The organism is Trichocoleus sp. Lan (assembly GCF_039961855.1).
Taxonomy (GTDB): domain Bacteria; phylum Cyanobacteriota; class Cyanobacteriia; order Cyanobacteriales; family FACHB-T130; genus FACHB-T130.
Genome location: NZ_JAMPKA010000037.1, coordinates 14,442 through 30,444 on the forward strand (window position 1 = coordinate 14,442; position 16,003 = coordinate 30,444).

Below are 16,003 nucleotides of genomic sequence, written 5' to 3' on the forward strand. Positions count from 1 at the left end.
TCCCTAGTTATATGCAAGAAAAAGTTATCGAGCTTTTCCTAAAGCGATCGCTATCGAACCAGATATTACAAAAATCGCCCCTACCACTCCTAAAACAGTCAAGCGTTCCGGTGCAATGAGGGTTGGTAGAAAGATTGACACTGCTGACACAGAGATTAAGGTGACAATGGGCGTTGTCGCTAATACTGCACTCACCCGCGATGCTTCCCAGTGTTCTAAAGATTCGGCAAAAGCACCGTAAGCGATGATGGTATTCAAAGCACAGAAAAGCAGCATTCCTAAATGTAAAGGATTCAGTGTCAGAATGGGTTGAGGTGCCGCAAAAGGGCTAAATAAAACAGCACAGCCGCCATAGATTAGCAGCATGATATTTGAAGACGGTAATCTTTGTAGAAGCTGCTTTTGTGCTAAAGCATAAATTGCCCAGGTTACTGCTGCAAAAAAGATTAATCCGCAGCCGATTAAATATTTACCTTGTGCTGTAATTAAATTAGTTAATTGTTCGTGAAAGAATAGTGCAAAGCCAACCGTGAGTACACTTAAACCTATCCATTGACGCAATGTATAACGTTCTTTGAAAACAACCAATCCCCCTAAACCCATTAAAACTGGAGCGAGTTGAATGAGAACTTGGGCATTAGCAGGTGAAGTTTGGTGTAAACCTTGCAGAAAAAGAATGTAATTAATCGCCAAAAATATAATCGCGATCGCTAACAATCCAAGTGGCGTTGAACGCAATTTTTCGACAGGTGGTAGTTGCCGCCGTGCGGCTAAATAAACGGCTAGCAGCCCAAACGATACCAAAAAGCGAAACCAAGTAACGGTATAAACGTCGAGTACCTGTAGCGTCACCGTCAGGGCAATGGGCAGAATTCCCCACAAAAATACAGTTACAAGCGATAAGGCTAGCCCTAATCGCCATCTACCGGAACTAGAGTGAAGTGGCATTGGTATATTCTGATGAAAAGGGAAAAGGAGCGATACGTTTTGTGCCGCACGCTCCTACAATCTTTCCTTAGTGTGTTTGCTGTTGACATCTAATCTTCGACTATTTCCAGCAGTTCGGCTTCACTCAGTTGGGTGATTCCCAACGCTTCAGCCTTTTCTAACTTGGAACCAGCATCTTCCCCCACCAGCAAGTAGTCGGTTTTGGCGCTGACGGAACCCGTGACTTTACCGCCAGCTTTTTCAATCAACGCTTTCGCCTCGTCGCGCTTCAGAGTCGGCAGCGTGCCAGTAATTACAAAGGTTTTGCCTTGTAGGGGCGAGGGAACGCTTCCACTTTCTGCGGATGGGGTTTCTACCTCGGCGGCGAGTTGCAAACCCGCTGCTTTCAGTCTGTCAATTAACGCCTGATTCGCCGGGACTTGAAACCAGTCGTAAACAGCGTGGGCAATTTCTGGACCAATGCCGTAAACTGCTTCAATATTCGATGCGGATGCGCCAGCTAGTTGCTCAACGGTGGTGAATTTTTGAGTTAAGGTTTGGGCATTGACGCTGCCGACGTGACGAATCCCCAAACCGTATAATACCCGCGACCAAGGCTGAGTTTTCGAGTGCGCGATCGCATCCACCAATTTCTGGGCTAACTTCTTACCCATCCGTTCCAAAGTTCCCAACCTATCAGTGGTTAAATCGTATAAATCTGCAACCGAATTCACCACTCCTTTATCCACCAACTGGTGCATTAATTTTTCGCCCATGCCGTTAATATCCAGTGCATTACGGCTTGCCCAGTGAACCAGCGCCCCTTTGAGGATGGCGGGACAAGAAGCATTCACGCAGCGCGTCACCGCCTCATCAACGGGCTTTACCACTGGCTGATTGCACACCGGGCAACAGGTGGGCATTTGGAAGGATTGAGTCCCCTCTGGGCGGAGTTCTGGCAGTACGCGCACCACTTCGGGAATGATTTCCCCGGCTTTGTGGATAATCACCGTATCGCCAATCCGAATATCGAGCGATCGCACATAATCAATATTGTGCAATGTGGCTCTTTGTACGGTTGTCCCAGCTAATTGCACTGGCTGCAACTCTGCCAACGGCGTCAGCGCCCCCGTTCGCCCGACATTGATAGAAATATTTTCAACACGGGTGGGTGCCTCTTCTGCTGCATATTTCAGCGCCACTGCCCAGCGGGGAAACTTTTGCGTAAATCCCAACTTTTCCTGAAGCGGAATCGAATTTAGCTTCACGACAACCCCATCGGTCATGTAGGGTAGATTCAACCGCCCCGTATTCCATTCGTCATAATAATCCCGAACCTCTTCTAAAGACTGACAACGCTTGCGATTGGGATTTACTTTAAATCCCATTTGTTGCAGCAATTCCAGCGATTCCCACTGAGTTCGGGCAACCTCAGCATCATCCTTCCCAGGAATTTGCAACGTATAGGCAAAGAAATCCAGCCGCCGCTTTGCCACAATCCGAGAGTCTAATTGCCGCAAGGTTCCCGCCGCTGCATTGCGAGGATTGGCAAATAACTGATCGCCAGCTTGCTGCCGTTCCTGATTAATTTGCTTAAACACATCTAAGCCTAAAAACGCCTCGCCGCGAACTTCTACGTGAGTGGGAGGGTTTTCTAAATTCAATCGCAAGGGAATAGCGCGAATTGTCCGCACATTCTGAGTAATATCTTCCCCCGCGATGCCATCCCCCCGCGTGGTTCCTCTCACCAAGATGCCTCTTTCATAAGTGAGAGCGATCGCAGAACCGTCAATTTTCAACTCCGCGACATATTCAAAAGTATTGAGTTCGGGAACTTGTCGCCGCCAGCGTTCCTGCCATTTGGCAAATTCCTGAATATTAAAGGCATTTTCCAAACTATAGAGAGGGATATTGTGCCGCACCGAGGAAAACTGAGTTGCCGGTTTCTCACCCACGCGCTGAGTGATGCTGTCCGGTGTTACCAGTTCTGGATACTGGGCTTCTAAGTCTTGCAGTTCCCGATACAGCCGGTCATAGATGGCATCCTCCATGATGGGAGCATCCAGGACATAGTAGGCATAACTGGCTTTGTCCAACAACTGTCGCAGTTCCTGTACCCGCTGCTTGACTGCCTGTGTCACTTCCACAGCATCCATCCCTACTTAAAACTCTATCTGTTTCCGCTTTTAGTCTAACTGCCATCACCAGATATAGAACGGCTCTCAATGGATTTCAACACAACCGGAACCTCGCCCCCAGGTACCTCTCCGCTTTTCGAGAGCCAGGGGGGTTTCATACAGTCAAAGAAAATATCGAGGCATTGCGACATTTAGTAGGGGCGTGTTTATGCCCCTACTCAGTGAAAGAGGGGAGAATCTTGATTTTCCTGGGCAATTTATTGTTGAAAGAGTTTTAAAGCGCGATCGCTTAGCCTTATCTGACGCGAAACCTCTCCCCTCGTACCAGCAGGCGATTTTTGTATTTAAACTTCATATTTCTGATTTGCGGAGTTTATCCAAATCAGGTTGAAGTATTTTAATAACAATCCTTTTAGTAGGAATCGTGACTAAGCAAAATTACGAATTTTCCTTAGAGCGATTCCCGCTAAATCCGCAAAATCCACAATGCCATTTGTGGATGTATCGATAACAATCACAAGCAGTAATAATCTAAGGAAAAATTTAAATGTCTGAAAGAAGACCAAATCGTATAGTTCCTATTATTGTTGGCACTGCCGTTGTAGTAGCCGGAGGCATCGGTACTTATCTTTACTTGAAGGGTTCTTTTAGCGATGCGACCAGCCCTCTTGCAAGTGCCAAAGTGGTGCCGGATGAAGCATTAATGGCGGGTTTTGTCTCCACCGATCCGAAAAACTGGGCGCAATTGCAACAGTTTGGGACTCCGGAAGCCCAAAAATTGGTTGATAAAGGGCTGAAGGATTTCAACAAAGAGATGTTGACTGAATCCAACATCAATTATGAAAAAGATGTTAAGCCTTGGCTGGGTAGCGTGATGTTTGCTGTTCTGCCATCACCGACTGTAAAACCGGCACAAGCGACACCCCCAAAATCGTCACCGGAAGTCCGGATGTTGATGGTGGTTGGCGTCAAAGACAAAGTAAGTGCTTTAAGTTTTGCAAATAAGCTGAAAGCCAAGAAAGCTGGAACCAAACAAATAGATTACAAAGGCATCAAAATAGAGGAAACCACAGATAAAAGTGGCAAAACCTACACGGCTTTGTTAGACAGTCATTTAGTGATGTCCGATGAAAAAGAAGCAGTGCAACTCGCCATTGATACCTTTAAAGGACAACCTTCATTTGCTAGCAAAGCAGGTGCAGCCAGCCTTCTGACTAAGGGTGTAGACGTACAAAACTCCATCGCTCAATTCTATATCCCCGATTATGCGGGGACGGTGCAGCAAGCACTGGCAAATAATCCGAATACGCCCCCGCTTCCTCCAGAAACCCTAAAGCAGTTAAAGGCTGTGCAGTCGGTGGTGATGGGTGTTGGGATTGATAATGCTGGTGTGAGGATGAAGGCGATCGCAAAGGTAGATCCCTCGGTAATGAAAGTTCAGTACAAGGCTTCTCCTGGCAAAGTCGCGTCTCAACTTCCGGCTGAGACAATTGCCCTCATCGCTGGAAATGGAATCAGCCAAACTTGGGCAACGGTTGTCGAACAATCCAAAGCCGATCCCCAAGCCCAGCAGGGATTTGACATGGCAAGACAGCAACTCAGACTCGTCAATCTTGACCTAGATAAAGATATCTTCGGATGGATGGATGGAGAATTTGCTCTCGCGGCGATTCCATCGACCAAGGGAATTTTAGCACCCGTTGGATTTGGTGGAGCCTTGATATTTCAAACCAGCGATCGCAAAACGGCTGAAGCCACCTTCAACAAACTGGATGCGATCGCTAAGGGAAATTCAATCGCCGTAGCGCCTAGAAAAATTCAGGGTAAAACCGTCACAGAATGGCAAATCCCGCAACAAGGCGCTTTCTTAGGGCATGGTTGGATAGATGAAAACACGATGTATGTGGCGATTGGTGGCCCCATCGCCGATGTCATGGCAAACAAGCCCAGCCAGCCTTTGGACAATAGCACATCTTTTAAAACGGTCACGGGGTCTTTGCAGAAGCCAAACGCAGGCTATTTTTACCTCGACATGGACAAAACCATGTCTTTGGTGAATCGCCAGCTACCTCCAGCCCAAAAGAGTTCCATCACGCCTGAAACCACTGCAATTCTGAATTCCATGCATGGTATTGGTTTGACCGTGACTCAACCAGACGCATCAACGGGTCAAGTTGAGGTGTTACTTGCACTCAAGCCTAAAACGGGCAAATAGGAAGTCGCGGGGAATGAGTAATTGGTAATATTCTTGAAGGGTGGGCATTGCCCACCCTTCAAGCTTTGGTGGGATAAAAGCTCATCCTACTGAGACATCTTTATTCAGGATTGGTAATTGGTTATAAGGTCATTTGTTACTTACTATTACCCATTACCTATTACCCATTACCCATTACTTATTACTTTATGACTGCCACAGTAAATACTGAACTCGGATTATCTTCACGCTTGGTAAACGGATTGCTAGCGATTAAGCCATTAGCCAATCTAGCCAAGCAGCAAGCGCGTTCTATGATGATCAAACGTGCCGAGAAGATTGGAGTGCCTTGGAGAAAGCAAGTACAGACGTTTTCACAATACGACTGGGAAAGTCATCTGGCTCAAGTACAAAACCCCCAACTGACCTACCCAGAATATTACCTGCGATCGTTCCATGCTTACGAAAGTGGTAACTTAAGCTGGGAAGCCGCTTGGGAAGTAGAAGTTGCGGCTTATGCCGTTCACGCCGGAATTTGGCCTGATGCGGGGGCGCAAGGAGATGCCCGACTGCGCCAGAGTTATCTTGATATTCTCAAAAACGAAATCGCTACTCAACCACAAGATATTTTAGATTTGGGGTGCAGTGTGGGAATGAGTACGTTTGCCCTCCAAGATGTTTATCCCCAAGCAAAGCTGACGGGTTTGGATCTGTCGCCCTATTTTCTAGCAGTTGCCCAGTACCAATCCCAACAGCGCCAAAAACCGATTTCCTGGGTTCATGCTGCTGCTGAAACTACAGGTTTGCCAGATGCCTCGTTCGATTTGGTTTCTATCTTTTTGATGTGCCACGAGTTGCCTCAGTCAGCAACTATGCAGATTTTCCGAGAAGTGCGGCGCGTACTGCGTCCCGGTGGCTGTTTGGCAATTATGGATATGAATCCTCAATCTGAGATTTATACCAAAATGCCGCCCTACATCTTGACATTGCTCAAGAGTACCGAGCCTTATTTAGATGAGTATTTTGCGTTAAATATTGAACAAGCGCTAGTAGATTCCGGTTTCACTACGCCGACAATCAGCCGCAATACTCATCGTCACCGCACGGTAATTGCCAAGGTGAAGCAGAATTAAAAATTCAACATTAAGAAAGATTTTCTTTTTCGTTTCGCGCAAAGATGCAAAGTTTTTCTTAGCGTCTTTGCGCGACACTATCATCCGTCCAATGTGCAACGTCTGGAAATTCTTCAATTTTTAATTATTCTGCTTCTCCAATTAAAGTGAATGCCCCCCAGTCTTTAGGATTTGGATGTTGCTTCATGGTGCTTAGCATAGCGCTTCGCAGGGCGGCGGCTTTATCGGGCGTTTTTTGAAGATTTTGATAAAATTCTGTCATCAATGAGGCTGTAGGAGCGTCTGGCACTTGCCAGAGGGACACAATTACACTGGGTACACCCGCACTCATTAAGCTGCGAGATAAGCCGATCACACCATCACCAGTGATTCTGCCTCTACCTGTGTCGCAAGCACTCAGGACAACTAATTCGGCATTGAATCTCAAGTCTAGAATTTCTTCAGCGGTGAGTAAGCCGTTATCGTTGCCAGATGGAGCCAACGCGATCGCACTTCCCAATCCTCGAATATCATCTAGTAAACCATGAGTCGCGAGATGAATGATTCGTGCTGTGGGTATTTGTTGCAGAATCGCTGCTTTCGTTGCCTCAGAGCCGGTGAAAGCTTTAGTCTTAAACAGAGGCGCGATCGCTAAAGCTTCTCGTTCTGCACCCGGTAAGCTTGGTAACTGAGTCGGCGGATCGCCAATTTTTTCAGGAACCCTCGGCATTGTGGGATTCCCAACTATCAGCACATCTTGATTTTGTACAGAAGTAGAACTTCGCGTTCCAACAAGCTGTTGTTGCTGATTTGTTAAATCCAGTACCTGAATTGAAGGTGCGGTGAGGATAGTATGTTGTTCAATTAAGTATTTGCCAGAAGCATCTTGCAATGCTGGGAAAGGAACTAGAAACAGTTCGCTTTGTGGAATAAAGATAACACGAGCATTTGGGTCTTTTGGGAGTAGGTCGGCAATAGGTTTAATGAGTAGTTCGTGAAGTTCCTTAAAGCCTTGTTTTGCTGGACTTCCAGGAGCTTTAGCCTCTACACCTAAACCACGACCTCTAACACCAATCGATTCGCGGCTGCTGACAACAAGCTCTTCCAAAGAACTCTTTTTTTGCTGTCGCAAAGACTTAAGGTTGACTTTACGAAAGGCAATTTCGCCGGTTGGTTTAACTACCCAAATATAAATTTCAGATGTTTGGGATTGCGATCTTTTTCCTATAGCATCTATGTCTTCATAGACAATAGAATATTCAACCAAGGTAGCGTTCTGAAGCTTGGCAATCTCTTTGATTTTGTTGATATTCGGTGAGGTAAGCGTAGCTTGAACGGATGCTTCAGATAACCGCGAAGCTAATAGCTCAACAAAGGCTCTTGCTCTCCCCCGTTCAGCAATTTCCAATGCAGCTTCTATTTTATTTTGAGCAAGTAAAACTTGTTGCAAATTGCGATAAGTGCTGACTTGATCTTCAAAAAGTGATACTTTATTAGCATCATTTCTGCCTAATCCGGTTCGGACAGATTCTAATACTTCGATTCCATTTTTTAAATATGTTTCGGCTTCCGATAGCTTACCCGCACGCATAAAAGTTAGCCCTAAATTGTTTAAGGCGATGGCTTCCCCTCGTTTATTTTTAATTTCGCGAGAAATTGCGAGATCCTGCTGAAAGTAATTAATCGCTTTATCGTACTCGCCCATAGAATTATAAACGAGTCCCAAATTGCCTATCGCTTTTGCTTCCCCGCGTTTATTATTATTTTGTTTGGCTAAGGCTAAGCTTTGTTGATAATATTCACTGGCTTGCCGGTAGTCTCCCAGATTTTGATAGGAGAGAATTCCCCAAAAATTTAAGATATCTGCTTGCAAATCCCGATCGTTGATTTCTTGGGCGATTTTCAAGCTTTGCTGATAAAATTCTTTTGCTTTATCTGTTGTGCCACTTTCTTGATAAATGTTTCCTAAGTTTAGGATTGTTTGGGCATATAATTTCCGTTTTTCTCGAACTTCTAAGGCACTTTGTTGATTATTGGGTTCATCGGTAATTGCTAAACTCTGCTGATAATAGCGAATTGCTTGGGGAGAATCGTTCAAATTTTTATATACAGTGCCTAAATTAGACAGAATACCCGCTTCTGATTGACGAGCGTTAATTTTTCTGGCAATGGTTAAGCTTTGCTGATAATATTCAATTGCTTCCTGATATCTTGATAGATTGGCATAAATCCCGCCCAAATTATTCAAAATTTCTACTTCAATTGCCGATTCCCTCATTTCCCGCGCCATAACTAAACTTTGTTGATATTTATCAATAGATTGGGAGTATTCAGCGAGGGATTCATGAACATGACCCAGAAGTGCAAGAATTACCTGTTGGCTAGAGCGATCTTTCAGTTCTTGGGCAATAACTAAACCTTGTTGGAAGAACTTTCGAGCTTCAGGGTACTTGTCCAGCAACTGATAGTAACTTCCAATAGATGTGAGAGCAGCTCCTTCAGCCCTACGTTCTTTGAGTTGCTGAAAAATAGGGAGTGCTTGTTGCCAAGAATCAATCGCTTTCTGATAGTCTCCTATTCGTTGATAAGCAAGAGCCAGCATACCAAGAGCGGCTGCTTCACTTTTATTATTTTTAATTTCCCGTGCAAGAGTTAAACTTTGTTGCAGATACTCGATTGCTTGGGGATGTTGTCCCAGCGCCGAGTACGAACTTCCCAATTGTCTAAGATTCTTCGCTTCTAAGGGACGATCGGCAATTTCTCGCGCGATCGCTAAACTTTGCTGTTGGAAATCAATTGATTGAGAGTACTGTTGCACCCAATAGTAAATACTTGCCAGGTTTGCTAGAGCGGTTCCCTCTCCCTGACGATCTTTGAGTTCTCGATAAATCGTCAATGCCTGTTGTATCGACTGTAAGGCTTTGTCAAGTTGACGGTTATCAATCTGCTGAATACCTTGCTCTAAAAGGCGTTCAGCTTCTACTTTGCGGGATTCTGAAGTTTGTGCCAACACCTGTGTTATGGAAGGCGCGTTCAAAGGCGCTGAAATGGTAGCTAGGAAAGCGATAAGCGCAAAGATTCCGAGTTGAGGGCGCATAGCTGAAAGAAGATGTTGATTGAGTGCAGTTTACTGTCTTAGCCCAGACTGATAGGGAGTGTCCAGTGGCGCAGAGGAAAGAAAACGCGATCGCTCTCGGTACACATTCCCGTTAAGATTATCCAGTAACTTGTCCGATAATGGCTTGCGTCTTGAGTAATTGCGCGATCGCTAAATGCTGCTGGTGAAACTCAAAAGTATCTCGCGATCCTTGTGACTAGGGTTTACCGTCTAATTACTCAATAGCCATAAAAAAAGCCCGCTGAAGCGGACTTTATCGGTGCGTTCGGATAGATGTGTTCGGATAGATGCGTTCGGCGATGTTTAGCTCAGCATCTACAGAGGAAAGCTAATAGAGGAAAGTGATCTGAGTAGCGCGAGTGTAAGACGGCTACTCAATCAAGCCTTTTTGAATTTATTTTGGCGACGGCGCAAAATTTCTGCGATTGGAAGAATACCAAACGCCAGTAAGGTTGTGGGTTCGGGAACGTCTTTGCTGGGATTGCCAGCAATCCGGTTGCGAACTGCAACAGCGGTATCTGGGAAGTCGGTAAAGACGCCATCAATCCCTAATTTAAAGAATTGTTCGTACTCCAGCTCTGGGTTGCCGTTGTAGTCTGGAGCGAGGAAGAAGTCTTCACTGCGGAAAGTGTAGGCATGAACCAGCAAACCCGCCGCATGGGCGTCACTAATTAGGGATGTGGGTTGTAACAATGGCTTGTCAGCATCGCTAATGACCCCATCTCCATTGAGATCGTCAGGTTGACCATCGCCATTTTTATCGACCGTCTCAGATGGAATAATCAGGCGTTTCCAAGGGCCAATTCCGCTTGCATATTGCGCGATCGCATTCAATCCTGAAGAAGTTATGAGATCGCCATAGGTGCGAGAATCACCACTGACAACAAAATCATACGGCTTGGCGGTACTTGCATCAAACAACTGAACCAGCGGCAAATTCGTCAGTGTTTTGAGAAATTTCAAGTTTGCAACTTCAAAGGATTGAATGAAAACCGCATCATCCGCATCGGTGTAACCGTTCTCGCTGAGGATTTTTACCAAAGGTTCCTCTAACGATAATCCGATGGAATCAAAGTAGGTCGGATGCTTCGTTTCCGGATAAATACCAATCGTGCGACCTTTTTCGGCACTCTTTTTCTTGGCTAGGTCGATAACTTCCTGCAAAGTCGGAATTTCATACAAACCATCATATTTAACCGATCCGGGGCGCAATTCAGGGATACGCTCTTTCGCCCGGAGAGTCTTGATTTCAGCCAAGGTAAAATCTTCGGTAAACCAGCCGGTGACTGGTTTTCCATCAATTGTTTTGGTTGTCTTGCGGTTAGCAAATTCTGGGCGATTTGCAACGTCTGTCGTTCCAGAAATTTCATTTTCATGGCGAGCAATAAGAACGCCGTCTTTTGTCGAAACTAAGTCAGGTTCGATAAAATCAGCGCCCATCTCAATTGCCAGCTCATAGGCTGCTAACGTATGTTCTGGACGATAGCCGCTAGCGCCCCGGTGTCCAATCACAATTGGAGGGGCACCCGTCAAAGTTGCTGCTGCTGCTTCACCCACTGGAAAAACTGCCAAAGCTGCTGTTGTTAATAAAGCTAGCTTAAAAACGCGCCACATATTGCTTTCCTCACCAATCGGCTCAAGCTTGGTTGATATGAAATTCATCAGTAAATGTACTTAAGTAAATGTACGGTGCCGAGATTAAGCTTGAGCATTAGGCTGGGTAAAGCTAAGTATAAATACCATTTAAAGATTGATTAAAAGAGCAGAGATATAGCATTTGCGCTTGGATAGAATCTGCGATCCCACCCTTTCTCGCTCTGCTTTTTCTCAAATTGACACCAATGGGCATAAACACGCCCCTCAAGCCAGCACTTTTTTGAGAGCGCAAGTAGACACAACGCTAAGTGAAGCTTGAAAATCATCGCGGCTGAAGTAACAAAGCATCTGGGTGTTCGCTACAAATTTGGATACCCCGCGCGTCGCCGTGCTTAGAAGAGAAGTTCACTCAGTCTGAAGGCGTTAACCTAAAGAAATAACCTCCTTAGCCCTGATTCTCGGCTATACTTCGGAGTCTTACAGGTCAATCTCACCATGAAGTTGCAGACTTATTTCGATTCAGAAAATAACGGTCACAAATCCTTTGAACTGCCCGGTGCCCGTCCCCACTACAACCCAGATCGACCCGGACAAGTCGAGCATATTTTCCTGGATTTAGCCCTCGATATTCCTAATCAAACCGTCGGAGGTACTTGCGCCATTACCTTATTGCCGGTGCGGAGTGGGATTGACCGTTTAACCTTAGATGCCGTTAACCTAAATATTCAGTCAGTACAGGTTGACGAAATACCGCAAAGCTTTGACTATGATGGCGAACAACTGCACATCCAGATGCAGACACCTACTCAGGTGGGAAAAACAATCGAGATAGCGATCGCCTACTCGGTGGAAAAACCCCAGCGCGGTATCTACTTTATTTCCCCCAACAAACACTATCCCGACAAACCCGTTCAAGTTTGGACACAGGGAGAAGATGAGGATTCCCGCTTCTGGTTCCCCTGCTTTGACTATCCCGGACAGTTAGCCACTTCAGAAATTCGGGTCAAAGTTCCCAAACTCCTGCTTGCCATTTCCAACGGATTGCTCATCAAAACAGAGGAAGATAACCACTACAAAACTTATCACTGGTTGCAAGAGCAAGTTCATCCCACCTACCTGATGACGCTCGCAGTGGGTGATTTTGCCGAAATTCAAGATGAATGGAACGACAAACCCGTCACCTACTATGTGGATAAGGGCAGAGAAGAAGACGCCCGCCGCAGTATGGGCAAAACGCCGGAAATGATTGAATTTTTCAGCGAAAAATTTGGTTATCCCTACCCCTATCCCAAATATGCTCAAGTGTGCGTCGATGACTTCATCTTTGGCGGGATGGAGAACACCTCCACCACGCTGCTAACCGATCGCTGCTTGCTGGATGAACGGGCGTCTTTAGATAATCGCACCACTGAAAGCTTAGTGGCTCACGAACTCGCCCACCAGTGGTTCGGAGATTTAGTGGTCATCAAGCACTGGTCTCATGCTTGGATTAAAGAAGGGATGGCTTCTTACTCAGAAGTGCTGTGGACACACCAAGAGTATGGTTTGCAAGATGCAGCGTATTACCTGCTCAATGAAGCTCGTAGCTACCTTGTAGAAGACAGCAGCCGTTACCGTCGCCCGATTGTCACTCATGTCTATCGCGAGGCGATTGAACTGTATGACCGCCACCTCTATGAAAAAGGTGCTTGTGTCTATCACATGATTCGGGCGGAGTTGGGAGACGAGCTATTTTTTAAAGCCATCCACACCTTTGTTCAGGACAACGCCCATAAAACAGTTGAAACTGTTGACCTGCTACGGGCAATTGAAAAAGCGACGGGTCGCAACCTCCTATTTTTATTTGATCAGTACGTTTATCGCGGCGGTCATCCAGATTTCAAAGTTGCTTATTCCTGGGATACTGATAGCAAGTTGGCTAAAGTTACCGTTACTCAAACTCAAGCCACCAGCGATACTAACGGCAGTCGTAGCGATTTATTTGACCTAAAAATTCCCATTGCTTTTGGCTATGTCTCAGGAAATTCCTCTAACGAGGATCGTGTAGAGACGCGAGATTCCTCGCCTGAACAATCCTCTACTGTCAATTTCAAAACTTTCGCAGTCAGGGTTCACGAACGGGAACAAAGCTTTTACTTCCCCCTCGAAGAAAAACCCCATTTTATTAGCTTTGACATCGGGAATAATTTCTTAAAAACGGTGTCCTTAGAGTACCCAGTTCAAGAACTCAAAGCCCAACTGCAATCCGATCCCGATCCCGTCTCCCGCATCTACGCGGCTGAGGCGTTAGCGAAAAAAGGCGGATTGGAGGTCGTAAAAGCGCTTTCTTTCGCCCTGAAAAACGATTCTTTCTGGGGCGTCCGGGCGGAAGTTGCTAAACAGTTGGCAGAAGTTAAACTCGATCAAGCGTTTGACGGTCTAGTTGCGGGTCTAAAAGATAAAGAAGCCTTAGTGCGTCGTGCAGTGGTGCAAGCATTGGGAACGATCAAAACCCATGACAGCTATAAAGCACTGAAACCATTAGTAGAAGATGGCGACCCTAGCTATTATGTGGAGTCCGCAGCGGTTAATGCGATTGGCGGAATTGGGGCGGCAAATCTGGACGAAAAGCCCAAAGAAGAGAAAGTGCTGAAGCTGCTGCAAACAGTACTCAAAGAAAAGGCGGGTTGGAATGAGGTTGTCAGAACTGGCGCGATCGCTGGTTTGTCTCAACTGAAAACTTCACCCCAAGCGCTGGATCTGATTCTGGAATACACTGCCCAAGGCGTCCCGCAAGCGTTGCGTCTAGCAGCGATTCGCGCTTTGGGAACCATTTCAACGGGTCAGAATAATGTCAACTTGGAACGAATTCTCGAACAACTTGCCGCACTCTCCAAAGAGACATTTTTCTTAACCCAAGTATCAGTCGCGATCGCACTAGGGCAAATGGAGACTCCCAAAGCGATTGGGATTTTGCGAAGTCTTGCCGACCAAACCCCCGATGGACGAGTCCGTCGCATCGCTGAGGAAGCGGTTGAGCGGGTGCAAAAAAATGTTGGATCGGATCAAGCGATCAAGCAACTGCGAGACGAACTCGACCTGATCAAGAAGCAAAACCAGGAACTCAAAAGCCGCTTGGAAAACCTAGAAGCGAAGTCCAGCACCTCAGGTACCTAAGCAATTGCGATCGCATCAACCCGACCTCTCCCCCAATCTCCCCTAACCGGAAAACAAGGATCTCCTTTCCCTGTCACAGTGGAGTTGGGGGAGAGAACCGATAAGTATTGCCTCTCTACACTTTAGTTTGTTCCCTTTGAGGCTCCCCTGCGAGTTGCCGGTTCGATTTACCGCCGGGAATTAGCATTTCCAATCCACGGGCGATTAACGGTAGAAACCCGATAACCAACACTACGCCCAATACGTTGAATATCACCTGAGCATTGGCAATTTGGCGGGCAACATCAGCCCCCCCAGAAATCCACTGGGCAAGGCTTGCTAATTGAGCCGCAAATAAGATCCCCACGACTGCGGTTATCACATTGAAAATCACATGAAAGACACCCGTCCGCACAGCTTCGCGCGATCGCCCAATCGTCGCTACCAGCGTGTCAGCACAGGTGCCTACTTCCGCACCCAGCATCAAGGCGATGCCTGCGGGCAATGAGATCAAGCCAGAAGCTGCCAGCGTAATGACAATGGCTACTGTGGCGGAAGAGGATTGAATCAAGACGGTAAACAGCGCCCCAACTAAGGCACCCAGCAGCGGATTTTCCCCTAAGGTTTTCATCCAATCAATAAAGGGTTGGTAGTCCCGGAACGGTTTCATCGCCTCGTCAATCGTGTCTAGACCGAAGAAGAGCAAGCCTATCCCCAATAAAATTAAACCGATGTTCTTCCAGCGGTCTGTCTTGCCCAAAAAATGCAACAAGAAACCAAGGAACAAGGCTATCGGTGCATATTCGTTAATCTTAAAAGCGATCAGTTCAGCGCCGATAGTCGTTCCGATGTTGGAACCTAGAACCACGCCGAGAGACTGGACGAATGTCAGCAACCCAGCACTCACCATCGCGATCGTCATGATGATCATGACCGACGATGAATCTAATATGGTTGTTGCCACCGTGCCAGTTGCCACTGCGGCAAAGCGATTGCTGGTGAACTTGTCGATGAGATTTTTTGCGCGATCGCCTGCGATCGCTTCGAGTCCCTCAGCAAGCCGGGTCACACCATATAAAAACAGCACCAGACCCGCCAGCACACCCATGACAATTTTGAAAATATCGATCTTTCCTTTCGTTTCTCCTTCAGACGAGGCACTCTCAGCCTTGTCACTTTTTCCCTTTTCTTCGCCTTCAGGGGAAGCAGGATTCTGCTGTGCCGCATCAGTTCCAGCCGGAGGCTGAGCGTTGACACTGACTTCTAACGCCGGTGCGTTAAATAAGTGGAAATTATTTCCTGATAGGGAAGGACTAACAATCAAAGCTGTAACTACAAGGCTCAAACCCAACAACTTGAGTATTTTTTTCTTTGAATTTTTTGAAAACAACATGAATGACCCCGCAAAATAACGGCAATATAGGTTCTTAATCCCAGGTACGGGCGAAGTAAACGCTCATGGCAAAGCAAAGCCATAGCACTCGTCATGCTGACCTAAACCAAATTGATACTGATAAAACTCTCTATCGGACTGGCGCTGCGCTTTGACTACCTTGCCCAGCGTCTAGACTCGAAACAGCATTTTCGAGCTACTGGGCAGACACTAAAGATTTTCGATGTCTCTCCCCTACTGTGCTTACCTCCTCAGAGGGAGATTCACGGCTCTGATACACTATTTATTCGTAATTTAAAATATACTTAAGATTATTTTAATTTCTTCCTTAAGAATAATTAGTCACTGCTGGTTTTGCTGGTAGGAGACTTTAGCAGTTTTGTCATGGAA

8 protein-coding genes are annotated in these 16,003 nt (G+C 46.3%); 3 read left to right on the forward strand and 5 right to left on the reverse strand.

Features of this window, described 5'->3' with window-relative positions; genetic code table 11:
• Nucleotides 1-24: 24 nt before the first annotated feature.
• Together NDA03_RS24310 and ligA are read right to left on the reverse strand one after the other, a co-directional pair.
• A complete protein-coding gene (locus NDA03_RS24310) occupies nt 25-948 on the reverse strand; it encodes a DMT family transporter (RefSeq protein WP_348239404.1) in 924 nt (307 codons plus the stop codon).
• An 89-nt stretch (nt 949-1,037) separates the two neighbouring features.
• The gene (gene ligA, locus NDA03_RS24315; RefSeq protein WP_348239405.1) at nt 1,038-3,083 is read right to left on the reverse strand and encodes an NAD-dependent DNA ligase LigA; all 2,046 of its coding nucleotides are present in this window, start codon (nt 3,081-3,083) and stop codon (nt 1,038-1,040) included.
• Between the two features lie 529 nt (nt 3,084-3,612).
• Between ligA and NDA03_RS24320 the strand changes: the two genes are divergently transcribed.
• Both NDA03_RS24320 and NDA03_RS24325 read left to right on the forward strand, forming a co-directional pair.
• Nucleotides 3,613-5,280, forward strand: coding sequence for a DUF3352 domain-containing protein (locus NDA03_RS24320; RefSeq protein ID WP_190430545.1), 1,668 nt, complete (start codon nt 3,613-3,615; stop codon nt 5,278-5,280).
• A 188-nt stretch (nt 5,281-5,468) separates the two neighbouring features.
• Entirely contained in the window at nt 5,469-6,392 is a 924-nt protein-coding gene (locus NDA03_RS24325; RefSeq protein ID WP_190675160.1) for a class I SAM-dependent methyltransferase, read from the forward strand.
• Between the two features lie 124 nt (nt 6,393-6,516).
• On the opposite strand, the gene NDA03_RS24330 is transcribed toward NDA03_RS24325, so the two are convergent.
• Nucleotides 6,517-9,384, reverse strand: a complete 2,868-nt coding sequence (locus NDA03_RS24330) for a tetratricopeptide repeat protein (protein WP_348239414.1) — start codon at nt 9,382-9,384, stop codon at nt 6,517-6,519.
• A gap of 483 nt (nt 9,385-9,867) precedes the next feature.
• Complete coding sequence (locus NDA03_RS24335; RefSeq protein WP_348233593.1) at nt 9,868-11,103, reverse strand: glycerophosphodiester phosphodiesterase; 1,236 nt, start codon at nt 11,101-11,103, stop codon at nt 9,868-9,870.
• Between the two features lie 477 nt (nt 11,104-11,580).
• Between NDA03_RS24335 and NDA03_RS24340 the strand changes: the two genes are divergently transcribed.
• Nucleotides 11,581-14,241: a M1 family metallopeptidase gene (locus NDA03_RS24340; protein ID WP_348239406.1), complete on the forward strand. Its 2,661-nt coding sequence runs from the start codon at nt 11,581-11,583 to the stop codon at nt 14,239-14,241.
• 115 nt (nt 14,242-14,356) lie between these two features.
• On the opposite strand, the gene NDA03_RS24345 is transcribed toward NDA03_RS24340, so the two are convergent.
• A complete protein-coding gene (locus tag NDA03_RS24345) occupies nt 14,357-15,613 on the reverse strand; it encodes a Na/Pi symporter (protein WP_348239407.1) in 1,257 nt (418 codons plus the stop codon).
• Nucleotides 15,614-16,003 lie beyond the last annotated feature (390 nt).